This window comes from Pseudomonas sp. NLJ1 (assembly GCF_049486705.1).
Taxonomy (GTDB): domain Bacteria; phylum Pseudomonadota; class Gammaproteobacteria; order Pseudomonadales; family Pseudomonadaceae; genus Aquipseudomonas; species Aquipseudomonas inefficax.
Map to the genome: position 1 here is coordinate 5235810 of NZ_CP137735.1, position 21342 is coordinate 5257151.

Below are 21342 nucleotides of genomic sequence, written 5' to 3' on the forward strand. Positions count from 1 at the left end.
CCTGCGCTTCGGTGCCTGGCCTCAATGGTCACAATTTTCCGGTACCACGAGGTGAACCTATGTATTCGGCAGCCGAGCTTCTCAAACACCATTTCGAAACGTTTGTTGATAACCATGAAAAATGGAAATCCCTAATCGCCCCAGACATCGTCTGGGAGCTGCCCTTCGCCCCGAGTCTCGGTCACCCGGAAAAGCTGGTCGGCCGCGAGCAAGTGCTCAATCACGGCGCCTGGTTTGTCGGAGCGGTTGAATCGTTTCGATTCCACGATATACGTATTCAGCAATTCGCTGATTCACTGTCCGCCGTCGCGCAAGTCAAGGCGCAGGGGATCATCACTGAGACGGGTAAAACCTACTCACAAGAATATGTCCTTTTCGTTAGCGTTTCTGAGGGAAAGCTGACGCATATTCGTGAGTACTTCGATCCTGTCCAGGCATCTTACGCCTTGGACTCCCCCGTTGTGATGCCGGGCTAGCGCCCCTGCCTAATACACGAAAGAAGCAAAACTCCGACAGGCAAAGCAAGGTCGCCAAGGAGTCGGATGTCAAAAAGAGAGAGATTGGGACCGTCGAAAGCGACAACCAATTCCTGACTTGGAGACATCAAAATGACTGACTTCATCCCAACCCCAAATGAAGTGGCAGGCAAAGTGGTGCTGGTAACCGGCGCGGCTAGCGGCATCGGGAAGGCCATCGCCGAGCTCCTTCACAGCCGTGGAGCGAAAGTCATCGCCGAGGATATCGACCCGAAAGTCAACGCCCTTGAGCGTCCCGGCCTGGTTCCTTTCATCGCCGATATCACCGTTGACGGTTCTGCCGAGCAAGCGGTGGCGTTGGCGGTAGAGAAGTTTGGCAAGCTGGACGTCTTGGTCAATAACGCCGGTCGCATCCTATACAAGCCCCTCGTCGAAATGACCCGTGAAGATTGGGAATGGCAGATGCAAACCAACGTTACGGGGGCCTTTCTTCATTCCCGAGAGGCGATGAAGGAGATGATGAAGAACAAGAGCGGCGCGATCGTGAACATCGCCTCGTACGCGTCCTACTTCGCATTTCCCGGTATCGCGGCCTATACCGCGTCCAAAGGCGCCTTGGCACAGTTGACTCGTACCCAGGCGCTGGAAGCGATTGAGCATGGCATTCGGGTCAATGCCATTGGCGTGGGAGATGTGGTTACCAACCTGTTGAACCACTTCATGGAAGACGGTCGTGGGTTCCTACAAGAGCATGGCAAGTCCGCGCCGATCGGTCGAGCTGCAGCACCGGAAGAGATCGCCGAGATTGTCTCTTTCCTGGCTTCCGAGCGCGCCAGCTTCATTGTCGGTTCGGTGGTCATGGCCGATGGCGGCATGAGCGTCCCGGTAGGTTAATCCTTCGCGTTGTCCGCGTTGTGCTGCATTGGCAGCACAACGCGTTTTCTTGCTAGCAGACCTTTTCAGCGGAGGCGTTATGACCGCACCTCGAAAATCCGACTTTCCCCTCATCGACGTTCGCCAGCATCTGGAAACCGGGCCCATCGTCCTCGTGACCTCAGCCTGGAAGGGCGAGAGCAACATCATGACCATGGGATGGCACATGATGATGCAGTTCGATCCAGCCCTTTTTGGCTGCTACATCTGGTCGGGGAACCACAGCTACGAACTGATCCGCAACAGCCAGGGATGTGTGATTAACGTACCCACCCTGGAGCTGGCGGACCAGGTAGTCGCGGTGGGCAACAGTACGGGCAGTGACGTAGACAAGTTTGGTGAATTCGGACTTACCGCGACAGCGGCGACGCGGGTTGCAGCGCCGCTGATAGCCGAATGTTATGCCAGCTTCGAATGCCAGCTGTACGACTCGAAGCTGATTGGCGATTACGGCTTGTTCATTTGGGAAGTCGTCAAAGCGCACGTAGATCGCTCCGTGAAGCAGCCCAGAACGCTGCACTACAGGGGAGGCGGTCAATTCATGGTGGCTGGGGAAACCTTGGATTTTCGCCAGCAATTTCGTCCGCAGAACCTCTGACTGGCGTAGCCCACTCACTATTTACGGTATTGAGTGGGCGTGACGCCAACCTCACGTTTGAACACCTGCGAAAAATGGCTTGGGCTGCTGTATCCGACCTCCAAGCCTATATCGATTACGTTCCGATCCGTTTCGACCAGGAGCTGCCGGGCTCTTGCCATCCTCAGTCTGATAAAGAACTGCGACGGTGAATAACCAGCGGCTTTTTTGAACAGCCGGCTGAAGTGGTACTCGCTCATCCCAGCTATTTCGGCCAAGTGCCCGAGATTGAAATCCTCAGCCAGATTCGCCTCCATCGCCGACAGCACGCGGCGCAGCTTGTAAGCAGGCAATGCGTTGCGGCGCACGATATCGTCCGCTGAGCTGTCTAGGTAGCTGCGGGCTAGGTGAATGGCGATGCACTGGGCCAGGCCCTGCAGATAAAGAGGACTAGCCCTGTGCCCCGTCAGCTCCAGGCGAACTTGCTCCAGTAGAACGGACAACCCATCGTCACGCCCGCCTGAGACTTCACGTAGTCGAACCGCTTCCACAGACCCGCCCAAGACCTCATGGATGGCTTTTTCCAAAAGCGGGATGCCGAGGTAGATATGCATGACTTCAAATGGTTCTACACCGTCTACGTTCCAGCGCATCTCGTAAGGCCGTGCCGAAGTAGTCAAGAAGAAATCACCTTTGGACACTTGGCTACATTGCCAGTCGCCGTCAAGCTCACGCTCCTGAACGGCAGCATTCCCGGAGATGATCCACACGAGCAAGGGCTCAGCTACGGCGGGCACGATAAAGCTCTCTTCTTTACGCTCCCGGTTAAAGATCTGCACCAACATATCCCTGTCGGCCAGGACGTCCGAGGCGGCAAGCCGCTCACCCCGAATGTAAGCCTCCAAACCATGGGCTGAAGTCCGCTCTATGACATCCATGGGAATCGTCGCCTCAGTCAGTACGCCTGCTCAAACGAGCCACCTCGGACATTGGTCTCACAGGGTGGACTTGAAGTTCAAGCCTAGGCTTTCAATGGTGAAGGCCCATCGCGGACCCGTTTGGGGATGTAAAGAACCCGCTCTGGATGCGTGTTCTGAAAGGTAAAGGTCGAAAAAAAGCCGGAATGTCTCCATTCCGGCCGGGCCTTCAACGCTCGGGATATAGAATCATCCCTGCGTGATACAGCACGTTGCTACGAAACTCCCCGTCGGCAGTAAATCCGCTGTCATCCACATACTCGATGTGATCACCCTCTAGCCAGTATCGACCTTGGTACGCGCTTTGTTGCCCTCCGCGGGCTTCGTCATAGCGGCCGCCAGGCAAGAGCTCATGGCGAATGCGTCCGTCAGCCGTCACCCACATGCCAACGTATTTGTCCTGATCTCCAGATGGTTCACCCATGGCATTTTCCTCGCTGTCGACCCGACATTCAGAATGGACTTGCGGTTGGACGCACGATGAGTTCGCTGACATCGACATCCGCAGGCTGTTCTACGGCGTAGGCGATCGCCCGGGCAATCGCCGAGGCAGGAATCGCGATTTTGCGAAACTCGCGCATCTCGGCCCGCCCGCCCTCATCGGAAATGCTGTCGGCCAGTTCGGACTCGGTGACGCCTGGGGCGATGACGGTGACCCGGATGTCACCCCCCACCTCTTGGCGCAAACCTTCGGAAATGGCTCGTACGGCATATTTGGTAGCGCAGTACACAGCAGCGGTCGGGCTCACCGCGTAGGCTCCGATCGAGGCAATATTGATGATCTGACCGGCGCGCTGTTCTTGCATGAGCGGCAGCGTTGCGGCAATGCCGTGCAGGACCCCGCGAATGTTCACATCGATCATCCGATTCCACTCATCTACCTTGAGCGCTTCGAGTTTCGAAAGCGGCATGACGCCGGCATTGTTGATCAGCACGTCGACGCGTCCGTGCAGTTCGACAGCAAAGTCTATAAAGGACTGCATGTCATCCAGGTTGGTGACATCCAGCGCCAGGACATCAGCGATACCGCCTGCTGAACGAATCTCCTTGGCCAGAGTTCCCAGGCGATCGGTGCGGCGGGCGCCCAGGACCACGCGAGCGCCTTTGCTGGCTAGCAGGCGGGCTGTTGCTTCGCCGATACCACTGCTGGCGCCGGTTATCACGATGACTTTTTGTTCGATGCCGTGCATTTTTTCGTACTCCTGTTTCTGGCTTGAGGGGCCACCGCCGACAGGCAGGTGGTGAAGCAAGAGTAAGAAGCCTGAGTTGGGCTGGGTTATCCCATTCCTATGGCCAACATGCACGATCCTGCGTTAGTGGTCGGGGTTGGAGGTCATCGCGTTATCAGTGGGCAAAAGGGAAGATACTTTTCAATTTAATCGAACATAAACCAAGAAATTAACCGGCTATTCAGTTATGTGAGGCTGTTCCAAACTTACTCCTACCAGCGTTCCATTCCGGAATGCGTACATTAAGGAACGTATGCCATGCCTCACGCCACCACCGTTTCAAGCTCAGCCTCTCATCCTTCGGCTGCGACAGCTGGTGCCGCCGCACTAGTAGGTCGCGTTTTTCTGAGCGCGATCTTCATCCTCTCCGGCATATCCAAGGTAAACGCGCCGGCCATGATGATCGGCTACATCAGTTCAGTGGGTCTGCCGTTTCCTTCCTTAGCGCTGACGCTTGCCATTCTTGTGGAAATAGCCGGCGGTGTAGCTCTAGTCGCCGGCTATAAGACCCGTGTTGTCGCAGCAGGTTTGGCGCTTTTCAGTGTCCTCACCGCGGTGATCTTCCACAGTGCTCTGGCCGATCAAAATCAATTCATTCACTTCTTCAAGAACATCGCGATGGCCGGCGGTTTGCTGCAGATCGTGGCCTACGGCGCAGGCCGCTTCAGCTTGGATTCGCGTCGCCATTAACTGACGCGCGCTGTCAACCATCGACTTAGATAAACCATTACCTACAGACGGGGAAGTTCATGAAAGCTATACAAGTGGCAGAGTACGGTCAGGTTGAGCGGCTTGAACTGATAGAGCTTGAAGAGCTGGTGCCCAACGATGATCAGGTTCTGATTGACGTTGCTGGGAGCGGAATCAATCCGATCGACTGGAAAATTCTCTCGGGGGCCATGAAGCAGTTCATCCCAATGTCCTTCCCCTATACGCCGGGTGTCGAGGTTGCTGGCACCATTGCAGCTGTTGGAAAGAATATTCATGAATACGCTGTGGGTGATGAGGTGTTCGGATTCATTGGAATAGTCGGTGGTTACGCCACTCAGGCTCTTGCAACGCCCGATAGGCTTGCGCACAAACCCGATGGGCTATCACTTCTTCACGCCGGTGGAATTCCTGCCGCAGCGCTTACTGCTTGGCAGGCGCTGCACGAACACGCCGAAATCAAGCCAGGCCAGACTGTTTTGATTCACGGTGCCGCAGGAGGGGTGGGTAGTTTCGCGGTCCAGTTAGCACGGCTGGCCGGCGCTCATGTAGTGGCAACGGGCTCGGCCAGAAACCGAGACTACCTCCGATCACTCGGCGCCCATCAGTTCATTGATTACACCGCACAACAGTTCGAGAACCTCGTCAGCAATGTCGATATGGTGATTGATCTGATCGGCGGAGAAACTCAGGATCGGTCCTGGACGGTGATCAAGCGCGGTGGGGCGTTAGTCTCGCCTGTCAGCACACCCAACGCGCAGAAAGCTCTTGAGTACGGCGTAGTCGGCAAAAACTTCGCAACCCGGTCGGATGGGCGCCAGTTAGCGGTTATAGCGAAATTGTTTGCTGAGAAGAAGCTACACGCCGAGGTTGAGGTCGTTCCGCTTTCCAACGCGGCTGAGGCTTTGATGCTAAGCCGTGGAGGACATACTCGCGGCAAACTGGTGTTCGATGTGAATCGGTGATTAACCTCGAAGGCCCTGCGCTCGAGTAAATCTGCCAGAAGGCGGCCCTGTGCAGAAATATGCAAAAGCCTCGCAGGAACCAAATAACGGCCTGCTTATCGCCGCCGTAATCTAAGCCCAAGCAGAAAGCGAGCCCGCTACTGCCGCCGGCCATCAGAGCGACCGAGCCTGCAAAAAACAGGAATCCACGTCACGCTTTGCACTGACAACCGGCAACGAATCCATCGCAAATTACGGAGTCGCTGTCATGAAAACTGTACATACCATGATGATTGGAATCGCCTTGTCTGCTCTCAGCGCAGGTTCGATGGCACTGCCAGCCAAAGAAATTGGTGGTTGGACCGATCGGACCTGCAAAGAAGTGATGGCTCCCCTTGTGGCGGAGGGTGGTGCGGGTCGCCTTAATGACCGCCGTGTGGCTGAAGGTGGTGCGGATCGCCTTAATGACCGCCGTGTGGCTGAGGGTGGTGCTGATCGGCTGAATGACTGCCGTGTGGCTGAAGGTGGTGGGGATCGTCTCAATGACCGCCGCGTGGCCGAGGGTGGCGGGGATCGTCTCAATGACCGCCGCGTGGCCGAGGGTGGTGGGGATCGTCTCAATGACCGCCGCGTGTCCGAGGATGGTTCGGATCGCCTGAATGACCGCCGTGTGGCTGAGGATGGTTCGGATCGCCTGAATGATCGCCGTGTGGCTGAAGATGGTGCGGAACCTCTTAATGCCCGTAGAGTGGCTAAATTCGATACAGATTGCGTCACCTATGCCTGACGTATATAGCCCATCCTACCGAGAGCCCGGCCTGCCGGGCTCTTGCATTTGAAGGGTGTCCATTAGCATCTATCCAAAAGGCTGCGGACCAATTTATTCTCTGCAATAGAACAAGCCTAACGGGAGGTAATGGCAATGGATGATAGGGACGAAGAGCTGACGCGTCTGAGAGCCGAGCTAGCATCAACCATGCATCGTTATGCTCCCACCTACGGCGTGTTTGAGACGGGGATTGCTCCGCTGCATTTCATACGCAGTGATGCTCCAACCGATGTGATCCACACTGTACATAAGCCGGGGCTATGTATCGTTGTGCAGGGCCGTAAACAGGTGCAGCTGTGGGAAGAAAGCTACGTCTACGACCCTTTGAACTATCTGGTCGTCTCGGTAACCCTACCTCTCGCGGGTCAAGTGACAGAGGCATCCTCAGAAAAGCCCTATTTCTGCATCCGCCTGGATATTGACCCGGCAGAAATAGCTCAGCTAATTGCAGACGTCAGTCCTATCGGCGTTCCGAGCCAACAGCCCCACCGAGGGCTATATCTGGATAAGATCGATAGCTCCTTGCTCGATGCAATGCTGCGATTGGTACGTCTGTTGGATGTGCCATCGGATATACCTGCGTTGGCGCCGCTAGCACTCAGAGAAATTTTCTACCGGCTGCTGAAAGGCCAGCAGGGTCAGCGTTTACATGAGATAGCCATAACCGATAGCCAGACCCATCGCGTTACTCGGGCCATTGAGTGGCTGAACAACAATTATGCAGAGCCGTTGCACATTGATGAGCTAGCGAGCTATGTCAATCTGAGTAACTCGACGCTTCACCATCGATTCAAGGCTGTCACCGCAATGAGTCCTTTGCAGTATCAAAAACAACTTCGCCTGCAGCATGCACGCAGGTTGATGATCTCAGAGGGTCTGGATGTTTCTACAGCCGGATTCAAGGTGGGCTATGAAAGTCCCTCACAGTTCAGCCGTGAATACAGCCGGATGTTTGGGGCCCCACCGAGCCGAGATATCGCGAAGCTTCGGTCTTTCGGGTAAGGTGCTGCTGAGGGCTCGGCTAAAACAACCCTGATGGCAGACGCCGAGCAGAAGGTGCTGCGGCAACTTATCGGCTGCTATGGGTCGGTTAGCGACGGTCTACCCTCGACCGTCGCTTTGGATGGTCAGACCTCCGTCTGCTCTGCCATCTCCAAGGCATCGTCGACCTCAATCCCCAGATATCTGACGGTGCTTTCAAGCTTCGTATGGCCAAGCAGGAGTTGCACTGCCCTCAGATTCTTGGTTCTGCGATAGATCAATGAGGCTTTCGTTCGCCGCAGCGTGTGGGTGCCGTACAGCGCTGGATCAAGGCCAATGGCTGTCACCCAGGCTTTCACTATTCGAGCGTATTGCCTAGTGGAGAGATGATCTGAACCATGTAGCCGACTCGGAAACAGACAGTCCTCGCTACGGAGGTGAGCCTGATGCATCCAGGCTTCCAAAGCCATACGTGTTTGCTCGGTGATCTCAAATTGCACTGGATGATGAGTCTTCTGCTGCATTACGATCGCTCGTGACGACAATGAGCTACGTCTCGTACACGAAGCTTGGTCAAGTCGCAGGCTCGCAGCTTGCTGTCGATGGCCAAGTTGAACAACGCTAGATCCCTAGATTTCTCCGCGATCTGGAGCCTTACCCGGATGGCCCAGATATCTTTAAGTCGGAGCGGGGCTTTCTGCCCGATTAGTTTTCCCTTGTTCCACGGGCGATGGGTGTAGGTAGTAGCGGTTTTCATGGATTGTCCTCCGCGTTAGAAGAGGACAAGGGTGAACTCGATACGGTGGACGGTCGCTAACCGACCCATAGCCGACGTTGCGTCTTACAGCGGACTTTGTGGGAGCGGGTTCACCCGCGAACACCGGCACAGCCGGTGCCATCCACCGCGGCGCCTGCTTCGCGGGTAAACCCGCTCCCACAGAGTGTGTGTCGCACTCACGAAGCCGGTTATTCTCAAGTGTCCGCTTCGGGCCGAATGCTGCCGTTTGCCGTCTGTAGCCAAGGGCCATTGACAGCCATTCGCGAGCTGACCGCTATCAACCCGAAGAGGTCATCTGTAACCGGGGCCGCTTCGCGGCCCATCGCCGGCAAGCGCGGCTCCCACAGGTACAGCGCATGTCTGAAGTCTAATGAAATTCCTGTGGGAGCTGGCTCATGGGTTGTCCTCGCGTCAGGGGAACTCGATACGGTGGACGGTCGCGATCCACCCCATTGCTGTCCTTCGCGGAAGGTTGTTCATGGGTAAACCTCCGGGCAATACACCGGCGCCTTACTGAATGGCTTAACGTTTACTGAAGGCGAGACGAGCAGCAAAAAGAACGAAGAGCATTCCTGTTGCACGATCCATCCACGCAACCACCTTCTCACGCCGCAATATACCGGCCAGCGGTTGGGTTGCGGCGATCAGAATAATTGACCATAGCAACCCGATTACCACGTGAATACTTACCAAGCCGAACGTCCAAGTAATCAATGGCTGGCCTTGGGGAATGAATTGGGGCAAGAAAGAGACGTAGAAAATACCAATCTTGGGATTGAGGATATTTCCCATCACTCCCTTCAGGAACCAGTCACGGCTTGGCTTTGCTGCCGCTTGGACAGGCGACAATGATTTACGCGGACGTAAAAGCATATTCAGCCCGAGCCAGGCTAGATAGACGGCACCGCAGTATTTCAAGACGTTGAACGCCAACTCTGATACGGCAATCAGTGCGCCTAGTCCAAATGCCACAGCGGCGCCCCACAGCAAGCAACCTGTGTTGATGCCCAGCGCGGCGCGAAAAGCCTGCTGCTTTCCTTCCACGGTGGCCGTTCTCAATATCAAAGCAGTGTCGAGGCCGGGCGTCAGTGTTAACAGCGTTGCTGCGAAGGTGAACGCAAGAAGGTTGTCAGCAATTGACATAGGGAGATGGCCTCGGCGTGATTTTGAAGGGAAGTTAACCTCAAAAGCTGCCTGTTGAAAGTCGCATCTCCTTCGGTAGCAGCTTATGAACGTTACGGTTTTGCGTTGGCAAGGGGAGTGGGCGAAATTGCCGGGTTGGTCTATCAGCCGATGGAGAAGCGGCTGACCAATTGAATCGCCGCTTTCGACCCATAGCGAACATCTGTAACCGGGGCCGCTTCGCGGCCCATCGCCGGCAAGCGCGGCTCCCACAGGTACAGCGCATGCCTGATGGCTGGTGATTTTCGAAACATGCTGGGCAAAGACCGTCCCCACGTGACTTCGAGAGTGGGACAGCGTCGCTCGCCGTGCTGACGGTGTTCGCCTGGAGCATGATGGGGGCCGTTCAATCCGGCTACCCTGCCACCCAGTCAAAGGCGTAATCCTTGAAAACTGACCACCCGATCCCATGGGAGCACTATACATGCCTGTCGATTTCAGACCCGCTCAAGCCTCGGACGCGCAAGACATCGCGCGCTTCTTTCAACTGACATCGGAAGGCATGGCCGATTACATATGGAGCAAGCTTGCCGCACCTGGAGAAGCGTTGCTGAGTGTCGGTGCGTCTCGCTATGCCAGGGAACAGGGCGACTTTTCCTACAAGAACTGCCTGATGGCCACTTCCGAAGGGCGCGTCATCGGCATGATGCACAGCTATGCCTTGCGCGAGACACCTGACAGACCTGTCGAGACAGACCCGGTCCTCGCACCTTATTCCGACATGGAAATACCCGACACCTTGTACATTTCCAGCCTGGCCCTGGATGAGGCGTGGCGCAGCCAGGGGCTGGGCGTCCAGTTTCTTCGCCACGCCCAGCAGCGCGCCGAGGACTCTGGCCTGGATGGGCTATGCCTGATCGATTATGCAGAAAACCACGGTGCACGCCGCTTCTACGAACGTCACGGTTTTCAGATTGTTAAAACCTGCCAGATCGTTCCGCACCCGATGCTGGGCGTAACCGGTGAAGCCTATTTGATGTATCGCCCTACCCACAACGTGCTCGAGAAAAAACCATGAACAAGAAACTGACCGTGTTCCGCGAACTGGATATCCAACCGGTGCGCGACCTGCCCTTTTTTGAAGAGGTCGTGGAAGGCACCCCTCATACGCTGACGTCCAAGTACTATCACGATGAACAGCAAGGTCGCATTTCCGGAGAATGGCAAGCCAGCACCGGAGCGTGGCGCATCGACTACAAAGTCTGGGAGTTCTGCCATGTCCTGAGTGGACGCTGCGTCATCGAGCTTGAGGGTTGCGCCCCCGTAACACTGGCCGCTGGCGACACGTTCATCATCGAACCGGGCGCCAAGGGCAAATGGACCGTGCTGGAAGACATGAAAAAGAACTTCGTGATCCTCTTGCACGCATAGTAGGCGCGAGGCACGCAACCACGACCAATGCGGCCAAGCCGCACCGGTCGTGAACCACTATCACTGTAGATGCTGTCTGATCGCCTGGGCAGCCTGGTCCATCGCACTGCGGGTACCGGGCACCTGGCCGAGTACGTTGAGCAGGCCGAAGTCGTGGATCATGCCGTTGTAGCGCACGGCGGTCACCGGTACGCCGGCAGCGCCAAGCTTGCGGGCGTAGGCTTCGCCTTCATCGCGCAGCACGTCCATCTCGGCGGTCTGTACCAGCGCGGGTGGCAGGCCTTTCAACTGCTCCAGGCTGGCGCGCAGTGGCGAGGCGTGGATGTCGTCACGCTGCCTGGGGTCGCTGGTATAGCTGTCCCAGAACCACTGCATCATGTTGCGGGTCAGGAAATGGCCTTCGGCGAACTGGTTGTACGAACCGTTGTTGAAGTTGGCATCGGTCACCGGCCACAGCAGGGCCTGGAAGCGCAGCTTTGGCGTGCCGGCCTCCTTGGCCTTGAGCGCCACAACCGCCGCCATGTTGCCGCCGACGCTGTTGCCGACAACCGCCAGGCGCTTGCCATCGACGCCAATCTGCCTGCCGTTCTCGGCAACCCAGCGGGTGGCGGCATAGGCTTGGTTGATGGCGGTGGGGAATTTTGCTTCTGGCGATGGCGTGTAGTCGACATAGACGGCCGCTGCACCGGAGCCGAGCACCAGGTCGTGGATCAGGCGTTCATGGGTCGGGTAATCCCCCAGCACCCAGCCACCGCCATGGAAGAACATGAACACAGGCAGCTCGCCTTTCGCCCCTTGTGGACGTACCACGCGGATCTCCAAGGCCTGCCCGTCGACAGCAATAGTGCGGCGCTCGACCTGGATGCCGGATACGTCCACATTCACGCTGGCCTGTGCGCCAGTGAGCACGGCACGAGCGTCTTTCGGCGACAGGGTTTCCAGTGGTTTGCCGCCACCGGCTTCAAGGGCCTGGAGGAAAGCCTGGGTGGTGGTTTCCACACCGGGGCTACCGGCGGCGAAGGCGCTGTTGACGGCGAGCGCGAGCAGGCCGGCGGCGAGGGGGCGGGAGAGTTTCATGGTCAAGCTCCTGGGGCGCTGGGTAGGGTGATCAGTTCTGGTTGGCGTAGGTGGTCGGGCGCAGGTAGCTGACCTTCTGCAACTTGCCGTCGCTGTCACGGTAGGTCAGGGTGGCGGTACTGGCGTGCCCGGTGGCGTTGGCCGGGGCGTCCACGGCGATGACTTGGGCGATGTCCAGGTGCATGCCGTACTGGTACGGCGAGGCGGTCTGGGCGAAGGCACTGACGCTGGCGCCGAAAGTCAAGGTGGCGATGGTGATTGCTTTGCTGAAGTTCATGGTCATGCTCCGTTGGCTTGGGTAGGGGATCAGCGATTGGTTACTGCCTGACTGGTATGTTGCGCGATAATAGTTAGTGCGCAAAATATATTTCCGTTATCGGGCCGATCGACGCGCTGCATCAAGGCCGCAGTCTTGAACGGAACGGCGGTCGCTGCGCTTGGCGGATAGGCGGCACGCTAGGCCCGTTGAACCGCGAGTCAGTCGAGATCCATGGAGCGACGATGATTAGCGCCACTGATCTGCTATTCACGTATGGCACTGAACACTTGGGGTAAGGCCATTACCCCAACAGGGTAGGGCGCTTTTCCATCGCCCCTGACTTCTGGGAGTTCAGCATGAAAGCAATCGTTTATAACGGCCCGCGCGACGTCGCCGTCAACAATGTCGCGGATGCAAGGATCGAGAAACCTACAGACGCGCTGGTGCGCATAACCACTACCAACATCTGCGGATCCGACCTTCACATGTACGAGGGGCGCACATCGTTCGAGGCCGGGCGCGTGTTCGGTCATGAAAACCTCGGTGAGGTGATCGAGGTGGGTGCAGGGGTAGACCGGGTCAAGGTCGGTGATTGGGTCAGCCTGCCTTTCAATATCGGCTGCGGGTTCTGTGAAAACTGCGAAAAAGGCCTTACAGGATTCTGCCTCACTGCCAACCCGGGTGCTGCCGGGGCCGCATACGGCTTTGCCGACATGGGGCCCTATCAAGGCGGCCAGGCCGAGCTGTTGCGTGTACCGTACGCTGATTTCAACTGCCTGGTGCTGCCGGAGGACGCCCAGGAGCGTGAAGACGACTACGTCATGCTTTCGGATATTTTCCCCACCGGTTGGCATGCGACAGAGCTGGCCGGCCTACAGCCGGGCGAGAGCATTGCGATCTATGGAGCGGGCCCCGTCGGGCTGATGGCGGCCTATTCGGCAATCATCAAGGGTGCCTCCCAGGTGTTCGTGATCGACAACCAGCCAGATCGCCTGAGGCTGGCCGCGCAGCTTGGGGCAACCCCCATCAACGCGGTCGAGCAAAAGGCAGTGGAGGAAATCATGAACCTGACCCATGGCAAAGGCACCGATCGTGGATGCGAATGTGTGGGTTACCAGTGCTGCGACAAGCATGGTCATGAAGCGAACTACCTCACCATGAACAATCTGGTTGCCTCAACCAAGGCTACCGGTGGCATAGGCGTCGTGGGTGTGTTCGTGCCAGAAGATCCGGGTGCGAAGAATGAGCTGGCGAAGCAGGGCAAGATGGCCTTCGATTTTGGAGCGTTCTGGTTCAAAGGCCAATTCATCCGCACAGGTCAGGCAAACGTGAAGGCCTACAATCGTCGTCTGGCGCAGCTCATTCATCATGGGCGCGCAAAGCCTTCCCAGATCATTTCCCATCGTTTGACGCTTGCCGAAGGCCCCGATGCCTACAGGCACTTTGATGCGCGGGATGATGGCTGGACGAAGGTGGTGCTCAAGCCTGCTGCTTGATCCGTACACCGATGCTTCCAGGGAAGGAAGCTCGGCGAGGGAAGGGCTCGTCTTCTGTGCTAACCGGCACCTGCCTGAAACAAGGTCCGAACTACCTCCCTCATCCAGCGATTCCCGCTGTCTTGCTGGTACCGCGCGTGCCAATGCTGCTTGACCGTGAAGCCCTCCACTGCAAACGGGCAATCGTGCACCTGCAGACCATGCATGTCGGCGAGTGTCTGCCCGATGTGCCGTGGCAGCGTAGCCACCAGGTCGGTCGACCCGACAATCATGCCTAACCCCAGAAACGCCGGCAGCTCGAGCATTATCCTGCGCTCGATGCCGGCTCGAGCCAGGCCTGCCTCCAGCAACTTCTGCCCGGTACCGGCACTGATCTGTACATGCCCCTCGGCCTGGTAGCGCGCCACGCTCATGCCTTTGCCCAGGCGAGGGTGTCGTGGGTTGCTCAGGCAGACCCAGTCCTGTTCGAACAACACTTGCTGATACATCCCCGCACCCAGCCAAGGCACAAAACCGATGGCCAGGTCCGCCTCGCCTGACTCCAGCGCGCTCTCGGTATTGCCATCGATGCGCGCTGCCTCCAGGCGAATGCCCGGCGCATGGGTGCGCAGGTGGTTGAGGATGCTGGGCAGCAGGGTGATATGGCTGGCATCACTGACGCACAGGCGAAAGCGCCGCTGCGCCGTGGCCGGAACGAATTGCGGCTCCCAGGTAGTCAGGCGCCGCAGCGACTCCAGCACCTCGCGGCAGGGCCCGATCAGCTGGTCTGCTCGTGGGGTAGGGGCCATGCCACCAGGGGTGCGCACGAACAGCGGGTCGTTCAACTCTTCACGCAAGCGCCCCAACCAGATGCTCACCGTAGGTTGGCTCTGGCCGAGCTGTTCAGCGCTGCGGGTCACGCTACGGCAGTGGTAAAGCACATCGAACAGCTGCAGCAGCTTTGGATCGGGCAAGGCATCGAGCGTGCTCATTATTGCGAAACTCAATAACTGTATTGAGCCCATTGTATAGCCGAAATAAGACCCGCTGCATAAGGTAGTCGCAAACCACAGGAGGTCTGCGATTTGAAAATCTGCATTCTGGGCGCCGGTGCCCTGGGTTGTGCCATTGGTGCAGCCTTGAGCGAAGCGGGGCACGAAACCTGGCTGTTGAACCGTGGCCGTGCGCATGTCGACGCGATGAACCTGCACGGGCTGCGGGTGCAGGACGAACGCGGCGAGCGGCAGGTCAGGGTGAAGGCGGCCTGCGACGCGGCAACCGTGGGCGTGGCCGACCTGGTGGTGGTGCTGGTCAAGTCGTTCCACACCCGCGAGGCGATTACCGGTGCCAAGGCGCTGATCGGGCCGCAAACGCTGGTGCTGTCACTGCAGAACGGTCTTGGCCATGAAGACATCCTGGCCGAGGCCGTGGGGCGTGAGCGGGTACTGGCCGGCAAGACCTACGTCGGTGGCGTATTGCTGGCGCCGGGTTCGATCCGTGCCGGTGTAGCGGGCAAGCAGACCTTCATCGGCGAGCTCGACGGCCAATGTACCTTGCGAGTGCAGGCCATTGCCGAGGTCTTCAATGGCGCCGGGCTCGCCACCACAGTCAGCGACAACATTCTCGGCACCATGTGGGACAAGCTGCTGGTCAACGTCGCGACAGGCGCGCTCAGCGGCATCACCATGCTCAGTTATGGCCAGCTGTACAGCGAGCCACTGCTGGAAAGCACCGCCAAGGCAGCGGTGAGCGAGGCCATCGCCGTCGCCGAGCGGGCCGGCATCCGCCTGAGCCTCACCAGCCCGGACGCCGCATGGCGTCTGGCAGCTGAAGGCCTGCCAGCGAGCTTTCGCACCTCGATGCTGCAGAGCCTGGAAAAGGGCTCGGTCACCGAGATCGATTTCATCAACGGCTCCGTCGTGCGCTGGGGCCAGCGCCATGGCGTGGCTACGCCGGTCAACGCGACCCTGGTGGCCTGCATCAAGGGTATCGAGCGCGCCATGGCCGATCAGCAGAAGGGGAATCATCCATGAGCCAGCCGAAAGCCTACCTTGAACACGTTGCGTTCTGGGTGCGGGACATCCAGTGGCACATCCGCTTTTTCAGCGAGGTGTGCGGCATGACCATGCGCGAGATGCAGGGCGAGGTCGAGCAGCCCGCGCAGTACTGGACCCTCGGTGGCCTGCAGTTCATCCACCAGCCGGACTTTGCCGGGCCGGAAGGGCGCTTGGCGCACCTGGGCATCATGTGCGAGGACCTCGAAGCTGCCCTGGCCGCCGCACATCGTTTCGGCGTCAGCGAAATGCCCCAGGGCCGCAACTGGCTGCGCCTGCCTGACGGCCTGGCGGTGGAGTTCATTCAGGCAGTGCCGGCGAAATGCGTCGCCCAGGCACTGGCGATCGACCCACGCGCAGAGGTGACGGCATGAGCGTGGTGGAAAGATACTGGGACGATGCCCGCGAAGGCGATGAGTGCATCAGCCCCAGCTACACCGTGACCCGCGAACGCATCCTGGCCTACGCCGAACTCACTGGCGACCACACCCCGGTGCATGTCGACGAGGCATACGCCAACGCGAGTCACTTCGGCTGCCTGGTTGCCCATGGCCTGTTCGGCCTGTCGATCGCCGACGGCCTGAAGACCCAGTGCGAATACCGCTTTGTACCGGGCATGTCGCTGGGCTGGACCTGGGACTTCGTGCTGCCGATCAAGGTCGACGATGTGCTGCACGTGCGCATGCGTGTGGGGGCGATGCGCCCGAGCAACAGCCGACCGGGCTGGGGCATCGTGGTCTTGCCGTCGGAGCTGATCAACCAGCACGGCGAAGTCGTGCAGCGTGGCGAGCACCGTCTGATGGTGCCGAGGAGGGTGCAGGCATGAGCCAGGCATTGCCATTGGCGGGTATCCGCGTCATCGACTATAGCCACTTCCTGGCCGGGCCCTACGTGGGCCGCTGCCTGGCAGCACTGGGCGCCGAAGTGATCAAGGTCGAACGGCCGGGTAACGGCGATGCCGGCCGCCAGCACGCGTTTACCCTTGATGAGCAGCAGAGCGGTTACTTTCTGCAGCTGAACATGGGCAAGCAGGGCGTCAGCGTGAACATGAAGGACCCGCGTGGTAAAGCGTTCATGCAGCGCTTGACCGACTCGGCCGATGTGTTCATCGAAAACTATCGCCCCGGCGCCCTGGACAAGCTGGGCCTGGGCTACGCCGAGCTGTCGGCGCGCAACCCGCGCCTGGTGTACTGCTCGATCTCCGCCTATGGCCACACCGGGCCAGATGCCCACCGTGCCGGCTTCGGGCTGATCGCCGAGGCCAAGAGCGGGATCATGCAGATGGTCGGCGTGCCGGGCGAAGCGCCGCCGTTGCTGCGCATTTCCCTGGGCGACATGTACACCGGGATCCATGCCGTGGCAGCGATCAATGCGGCGCTGCTGGGCCGTGTGAACAGCGGCCGTGGCCAGCACATCGACATGGCCCTGTACGACACGCTGGTGTCGATGCATGAATACGCGGTGCAGTGCTACACCTTGTCCGACGGCACCGTCCTGCCCGAGCAGACCGGCCATGACATGCCCACCTCCACCCTGTACGGCGTGTTTCGCGCTGCCGATGGCGACCTGGTAATCGCCGCCCAGGTCGACGACGCCTGGAAGCGCTTTGCCGCGATGCTCGAAGCCAACGGTGGCCCGCCCGGGTTCGGCAACGACAGCCGCTACCACAGCCTCAATGGCCGCAACGCCCACCGCCAGGCAATCCTGGCCGTGGTTCGCGACTGGGTCGGAGCGCGCCGGGTGGCCGATATCCTGCAGTTGCTCGATGACATCGACATTCCCAGCGCCAAGGTGCAGCGCATCGACGAGGTCGTGGCCGACCCGCAGATCCAGGCGCGCAACATGGTCATCGAGCAGCAGCACCCGCGCTACGGTACCTTGCGCCTGCCCAACCTGCCGTTCCGCTTTTCGGATTGTGACACCACGATCCGCCAGGTAGCCCCGGACCTCGGCCAGCACAATGCCGAAGTCGCCGCCGGGCTTGGCTTCAGCCCTGAAGAAATCACCGCCATGCAGGCAGACGGTGTGCTGTTCACCCATGGAGATGCACGATGAGCGACCGCTATGCAGTGATCGGCCGGCCGATCAGCCACACCAAGTCCCCGTTGATTCATGGCCTGTTCGCCCAGGCCAGCGGCCAGTGCCTGGAGTACGGCGCCCTCGAGGGCGAACTCGAGGGCTTCGAGGCCCAGGTACTGCAGTTTCGCAATGATGGCGGGTTGGGCATGAACATCACCGCGCCGTTCAAGCTGCGTGCCTTCGAACTGGCCGACCAGCGCAGCGAGCGCGCACAGCTGGCGCGTGCGGCCAATGCATTGAAGTTCGAGGAGGGTCGGATCTTTGCCGATAACTTCGACGGCATCGGCTTGTTGCGGGATATCGAGGAGAACCTCGGTGAACCGCTGGGCAATCGCCGGGTACTGTTGCTCGGCGCCGGTGGCGCGGTGCGTGGTGCGTTGCTGCCGTTCCTGCAGGCGGGGCCGAGCGAGCTGGTGCTTGCCAACCGAGACATGGCCAAGGCGCTCACCCTGCGCAACGAGCTGGATCACCCAAGCCTGCGCATCAGCCGTTATGAGGAGCTGGAGGGGCAGTCTTTCGACATCGTGGTCAATGCCACCTCCGCGAGCCTCACCGGCGAGCTGCCGCCACTACCTGAAGGTGTGCTCGGCGAGACGCGGCTGGCTTACGAGCTGGCGTATGGCAAAGGCCTGACGCCGTTCCTGCGCATGGCCCAGGCGCAGGGGGTGACGCGCCTGGCCGACGGTGTCGGCATGCTGGTCGAGCAGGCGGCGGAGGCGTTCGCCTGGTGGCGCGGGGTGCGGCCTGAAACCCGTGCCGTGATCGATCGCCTGACCATTCCCCTGGAGTAGCCCCTGCAACTGAGGGCTGCACAAGCGATCTACTGTGGGAGCGGGCATGCCCGCGAAGAATCCAACGCGGTGCCTGGCACCGGCTGTGCCGGTGTTCGCGGGCATGCCCGCTCCCACAGGGGCCCCTGCCAATCAGTAGGGCGGCGGTGGCAGTTCGGCCAACAGTCTTTTAAGCCCGTCGCTCCACTGCCTGCGTATCTGCTCGTAATAGGCATCGTCGCTGGCGATGCGCTGGCGCTTCGGTGTTTCCAGCCTGTCCTTGTGGTAGACCAGCAGGTCCAACGGCATGCCCACCGACAGGTTGCTGCGAATGGTCGAGTCGAACGAAATCAGCCCACAGCGCAACGCTTCATCGAGAGGCATGTGGTAACCAAGGTTACGGTCGAGGATCGGCCGCCCGTACTTGCTTTCGCCCAGTTGCAGGAACGGTGTGTCTGGCGTGGCCTGGAAGAAATTGCCCTGTGCATAGACGTTGTATATGCCCATGGGGCCACCGGCTATCTGGCCACCGACGATGAACGAGCTGCTGAGGTCGATGCCGGCAGACAGCTTGCTACGATCACGGCTGACCACCTCACGCAGGGTGTCGGCGACCAGTACCGTTGCATCGTAGAGCGTGGCAACGTTCAACAGGTGGGGGCCGGGGCCCCGCGTGCGTTGCTGCAGCAGGTTCACCACCGATTGCGAGGTCGCCAGATTGCCGGCGGTCTGAAGGACGATCAGGCGCTCCCCCGGCACGCCGAACACGAACAGCTTGGCAAAACTGGCAATCTGATCGATACCCGCATTGGTGCGTGAGTCGCTGATGAAGACCAGCCCGTCCGCCAGGTGCATGGCGACACAATAGGTCATGCTGTTTCCCTTGATTGCTCTATGAACGGATGCAGCGCCAGTTACTGGCGGTGCACATGCACGCTGGCCTGCATCGACTCGGCGCCACCTCCGCGGCGCACGCCCCTGACCGGGCAGGCATCGAGGTAGTCCAGGCCCACTGCCAGCTTCAGGTGACGCTCTGGCCGGGTAAGGCGGTTGGTGATGTCGAAGCTGTACCAGGCGTCGTCGACCCAGGCCTCGGCCCAGGCATGGCTGGCCAGGTGCTGCTCGTCCTCGGTGCACAGGTAACCGGAGACATAGCGTGCCGGGATACCCAGGCTACGTGCGCAGGCGAGGAATGCATGGGTATGGTCCTGGCAGACCCCGGCAGCGCCGTTGAACGCTTCGATGGCGGTGGTGCCCACCGACGTGGCACCGGGGCTGTATGGCATGTGCTCGGCAAGGCCCTGCATCAGCCCGACCAGCGCCGCCCGGTCGCGGTGTTCGCCGCAGTGCCGGTTGGCGAAGGCCTTGAGTGTGTCATCGGCCTGGGTCAGGTGGCTGCTGCGCAGAAATGGCAGGGGAGATTGTTCGCCAGCCTCCTGCTCGCGCTCCGGGTCGATCTCTACCTGGCCGCTGGCGGTCAGTGCCAGATGCCCGTGGGGTTTGTCCAGGGTCAGCACATGGAGGATGTTGCCATACGGGTCGATCTGGCCTTTGACCCTGCAGGGCAGGTCCAGTTGCCATTCGTTGATGCGCTGGCGCTCACTGCTGCGTGGCGTCAGGCGCAGGAACTGGATGCTGTTGCAGACATCGCTTGCGTAGCTGTAGGTAGTGTCGTGGCGAATGGACAGTTTCATACGACCTCCAGATAGGAGTGATGGACCGCCTGGCCCAGTTGATTGATGCGCCCGATGAAGTCGCTCAGCCATGGGTGCAAACCCGCTTCGAGGATTTCGTCGATCGCGGTGTAGCGCAGACGAGCGTTCAGTTCGGCGGCCATGCGCTGGGCGGCGCGCCCGGTGCTGCCCGGCAGGCTGGCAAGTATCTGGTCCAGCTCCTCGATGCAGGCATGCAGCGAGCGGGGCACATCGACCCGCAGCAACAGCAACTCGGACACCGGCCGTGCACTGGGTGCGGCGCGGTAGAGTTCGTTGAAGGCTTCGTAGGAGGTCAGCGCGCGCAGCAAGGCGCTCCACTGGTAATAGCCGCGGGCAGAGTCATCGCTGACCTCCTCGGAGGCCTCACCGAACATCTCATAGCGGGCATCGAGCAGGCGCAGGGTGTTGTCGGCCCGCTCCAGGAAGGTCCCCAGGCGGATGAAACTGTAGGCGTCGTTGCGCATGATGGTGCCAGAGGTTGCGCCGCGGAACAGGTGCGAGCGTTCCTTGACCCAGTCGCAGAACTGGCTGATGCCATAACGGCCGAGGCCATTGCTGGCAATGTTGCGCATCTCGATCCAGGTAGCATTGATGTTCTCCCACATGTCGGCGGTGATGCGGCCACGCACTGCGTGGGCATTGGTCCTGGCCGCCTGCAGACAGCAATAGATACTGCCGGGGTTGGTCGCGTCGAGGGCGAAGAAGTGCAGCATGCGCTCGGTATCGAGTTCGGTGTGCCGGCGGCGGTAGTCGTCCAGCGTGCCGGATGCCAGCAGTGACATGGCCAGCTCGGCATGGCCGTCACTGCGGCCGGCCTGGGGCATCAGCGACAGCGAGTAACTGACCTCGAGCATGCGCGCAAGGTTCTCTGCACGCTCCAGGTAGCGCGACATCCAGTACAGGTCGGAAGCAGTTCTCGAAAGCATGG

The 21342-nt window shown here is 59.6% G+C and carries 25 protein-coding genes and 2 pseudogenes; 16 read left to right on the plus strand and 11 right to left on the minus strand.

Annotated elements, in window-relative coordinates:
* The first annotated feature begins 59 nt into the window (after window positions 1–59).
* The 3 genes from R9B85_RS23615 to R9B85_RS23625 all read left to right on the plus strand — a co-directional run bounded on the left by R9B85_RS23615 (window position 60) and on the right by R9B85_RS23625 (window position 2007).
* A complete protein-coding gene (locus R9B85_RS23615) occupies window positions 60–476 on the plus strand; it encodes a nuclear transport factor 2 family protein (protein ID WP_423770633.1) in 417 nt (138 codons plus the stop codon).
* A gap of 132 nt (window positions 477–608) precedes the next feature.
* Complete coding sequence (locus R9B85_RS23620) at window positions 609–1370, plus strand: SDR family NAD(P)-dependent oxidoreductase (protein ID WP_207878017.1); 762 nt, start codon at window positions 609–611, stop codon at window positions 1368–1370.
* A 79-nt stretch (window positions 1371–1449) separates the two neighbouring features.
* Entirely contained in the window at window positions 1450–2007 is a 558-nt protein-coding gene (locus tag R9B85_RS23625; RefSeq protein ID WP_112253816.1) for a flavin reductase family protein, read from the plus strand.
* Between the two features lie 17 nt (window positions 2008–2024).
* On the opposite strand, the gene R9B85_RS23630 is transcribed toward R9B85_RS23625, so the two are convergent.
* The 3 genes from R9B85_RS23630 to R9B85_RS23640 form a co-directional block, all read right to left on the minus strand.
* On the minus strand, window positions 2025–2924 hold the full coding sequence (locus R9B85_RS23630; protein ID WP_112253815.1) for an AraC family transcriptional regulator: 900 nt from the start codon (window positions 2922–2924) through the stop codon (window positions 2025–2027).
* A 208-nt stretch (window positions 2925–3132) separates the two neighbouring features.
* Window positions 3133–3387, minus strand: a complete 255-nt coding sequence (locus tag R9B85_RS23635) for an Atu4866 domain-containing protein (protein ID WP_112253814.1) — start codon at window positions 3385–3387, stop codon at window positions 3133–3135.
* Window positions 3388–3415: 28 nt separating this feature from the next.
* Complete coding sequence (locus R9B85_RS23640) at window positions 3416–4153, minus strand: SDR family oxidoreductase (protein WP_112253813.1); 738 nt, start codon at window positions 4151–4153, stop codon at window positions 3416–3418.
* 297 nt (window positions 4154–4450) lie between these two features.
* Between R9B85_RS23640 and R9B85_RS23645 the strand changes: the two genes are divergently transcribed.
* From R9B85_RS23645 to R9B85_RS23660, 4 genes are all read left to right on the plus strand, one after another.
* Window positions 4451–4882: a DoxX family protein gene (locus R9B85_RS23645; protein WP_112253812.1), complete on the plus strand. Its 432-nt coding sequence runs from the start codon at window positions 4451–4453 to the stop codon at window positions 4880–4882.
* 59 nt (window positions 4883–4941) lie between these two features.
* Window positions 4942–5865, plus strand: coding sequence for an NADP-dependent oxidoreductase (locus tag R9B85_RS23650; RefSeq protein ID WP_112253811.1), 924 nt, complete (start codon window positions 4942–4944; stop codon window positions 5863–5865).
* A gap of 364 nt (window positions 5866–6229) precedes the next feature.
* Complete coding sequence (locus R9B85_RS23655) at window positions 6230–6631, plus strand: phage infection protein (protein WP_370290623.1); 402 nt, start codon at window positions 6230–6232, stop codon at window positions 6629–6631.
* 135 nt (window positions 6632–6766) lie between these two features.
* Window positions 6767–7675 (plus strand): AraC family transcriptional regulator, encoded by a 909-nt coding sequence (locus tag R9B85_RS23660; RefSeq protein ID WP_112253790.1) that lies wholly within the window; start codon window positions 6767–6769, stop codon window positions 7673–7675.
* A 125-nt stretch (window positions 7676–7800) separates the two neighbouring features.
* On the opposite strand, the pseudogene R9B85_RS23665 reads toward R9B85_RS23660, so the two are convergent.
* Window positions 7801–8411 (minus strand): annotated as a pseudogene (locus tag R9B85_RS23665) (tyrosine-type recombinase/integrase).
* A 543-nt stretch (window positions 8412–8954) separates the two neighbouring features.
* Window positions 8955–9575 carry a LysE family translocator gene (locus tag R9B85_RS23670; protein WP_313854312.1) on the minus strand — a complete coding sequence of 207 codons (621 nt, stop codon included), beginning with the start codon at window positions 9573–9575 and terminating at the stop codon, window positions 8955–8957.
* A gap of 72 nt (window positions 9576–9647) precedes the next feature.
* Between R9B85_RS23670 and R9B85_RS23675 the strand changes: the two are divergent.
* From R9B85_RS23675 to R9B85_RS23685, 3 genes and pseudogenes are all read left to right on the plus strand, one after another.
* A pseudogene (locus R9B85_RS23675) lies at window positions 9648–9749 on the plus strand (GNAT family N-acetyltransferase); the annotation flags it as partial.
* Between the two features lie 289 nt (window positions 9750–10038).
* Window positions 10039–10632, plus strand: a complete 594-nt coding sequence (locus R9B85_RS23680; protein ID WP_243432278.1) for a GNAT family N-acetyltransferase — start codon at window positions 10039–10041, stop codon at window positions 10630–10632.
* Window positions 10629–10985 carry a cupin domain-containing protein gene (locus R9B85_RS23685; protein WP_207878013.1) on the plus strand — a complete coding sequence of 119 codons (357 nt, stop codon included), beginning with the start codon at window positions 10629–10631 and terminating at the stop codon, window positions 10983–10985. Before R9B85_RS23680 ends, R9B85_RS23685 begins: the two co-directional genes overlap by 4 nt.
* A gap of 60 nt (window positions 10986–11045) precedes the next feature.
* Here R9B85_RS23685 and R9B85_RS23690 read toward each other — a convergent pair whose 3' ends face one another.
* Both R9B85_RS23690 and R9B85_RS23695 read right to left on the minus strand, forming a co-directional pair.
* Window positions 11046–12062: an alpha/beta hydrolase gene (locus tag R9B85_RS23690; protein ID WP_133973362.1), complete on the minus strand. Its 1017-nt coding sequence runs from the start codon at window positions 12060–12062 to the stop codon at window positions 11046–11048.
* A gap of 31 nt (window positions 12063–12093) precedes the next feature.
* Complete coding sequence (locus R9B85_RS23695; RefSeq protein ID WP_252379312.1) at window positions 12094–12339, minus strand: DUF2790 domain-containing protein; 246 nt, start codon at window positions 12337–12339, stop codon at window positions 12094–12096.
* A 338-nt stretch (window positions 12340–12677) separates the two neighbouring features.
* Here R9B85_RS23695 and R9B85_RS23700 point away from each other — a divergent pair, with 338 nt between their 5' ends.
* Window positions 12678–13817 carry a glutathione-independent formaldehyde dehydrogenase gene (locus R9B85_RS23700; protein ID WP_112253782.1) on the plus strand — a complete coding sequence of 380 codons (1140 nt, stop codon included), beginning with the start codon at window positions 12678–12680 and terminating at the stop codon, window positions 13815–13817.
* 59 nt (window positions 13818–13876) lie between these two features.
* Here the strand turns inward: R9B85_RS23700 and R9B85_RS23705 are convergent, their stop codons facing one another.
* The gene (locus tag R9B85_RS23705; RefSeq protein ID WP_112253781.1) at window positions 13877–14788 is read right to left on the minus strand and encodes a LysR family transcriptional regulator; all 912 of its coding nucleotides are present in this window, start codon (window positions 14786–14788) and stop codon (window positions 13877–13879) included.
* A 93-nt stretch (window positions 14789–14881) separates the two neighbouring features.
* On the opposite strand from R9B85_RS23705, the gene R9B85_RS23710 reads away from it, so the two are divergent.
* Genes R9B85_RS23710 through aroE form a run of 5 tightly spaced genes read left to right on the plus strand, consistent with a single transcriptional unit; the run spans window position 14882 to window position 18720 of the window.
* Complete coding sequence (locus R9B85_RS23710) at window positions 14882–15829, plus strand: ketopantoate reductase family protein (protein WP_207878006.1); 948 nt, start codon at window positions 14882–14884, stop codon at window positions 15827–15829.
* Window positions 15826–16224, plus strand: a complete 399-nt coding sequence (locus R9B85_RS23715; protein ID WP_112253779.1) for a VOC family protein — start codon at window positions 15826–15828, stop codon at window positions 16222–16224. The genes R9B85_RS23710 and R9B85_RS23715 overlap by 4 nt, the downstream gene beginning before the upstream one ends.
* The gene (locus R9B85_RS23720) at window positions 16221–16676 is read left to right on the plus strand and encodes a MaoC family dehydratase (RefSeq protein WP_112253778.1); all 456 of its coding nucleotides are present in this window, start codon (window positions 16221–16223) and stop codon (window positions 16674–16676) included. The genes R9B85_RS23715 and R9B85_RS23720 overlap by 4 nt, the downstream gene beginning before the upstream one ends.
* Entirely contained in the window at window positions 16673–17905 is a 1233-nt protein-coding gene (locus tag R9B85_RS23725; RefSeq protein WP_112253777.1) for a CaiB/BaiF CoA transferase family protein, read from the plus strand. Before R9B85_RS23720 ends, R9B85_RS23725 begins: the two co-directional genes overlap by 4 nt.
* Window positions 17902–18720 carry a shikimate dehydrogenase gene (aroE, locus tag R9B85_RS23730; protein ID WP_112253776.1) on the plus strand — a complete coding sequence of 273 codons (819 nt, stop codon included), beginning with the start codon at window positions 17902–17904 and terminating at the stop codon, window positions 18718–18720. Before R9B85_RS23725 ends, aroE begins: the two co-directional genes overlap by 4 nt.
* 132 nt (window positions 18721–18852) lie before the next feature.
* Here aroE and R9B85_RS23735 read toward each other — a convergent pair whose 3' ends face one another.
* From R9B85_RS23735 to R9B85_RS23745, 3 genes are read right to left on the minus strand one after another with little or no spacing between them, the layout of a single operon-like run.
* The gene (locus tag R9B85_RS23735) at window positions 18853–19572 is read right to left on the minus strand and encodes a proteasome-type protease (protein WP_112253775.1); all 720 of its coding nucleotides are present in this window, start codon (window positions 19570–19572) and stop codon (window positions 18853–18855) included.
* Between the two features lie 41 nt (window positions 19573–19613).
* Window positions 19614–20393 (minus strand): transglutaminase family protein, encoded by a 780-nt coding sequence (locus R9B85_RS23740; protein WP_112253774.1) that lies wholly within the window; start codon window positions 20391–20393, stop codon window positions 19614–19616.
* Window positions 20390–21340, minus strand: coding sequence for an alpha-E domain-containing protein (locus R9B85_RS23745; RefSeq protein ID WP_015270105.1), 951 nt, complete (start codon window positions 21338–21340; stop codon window positions 20390–20392). The genes R9B85_RS23740 and R9B85_RS23745 overlap by 4 nt, the downstream gene beginning before the upstream one ends.
* Window positions 21341–21342: the final 2 nt, after the last annotated feature.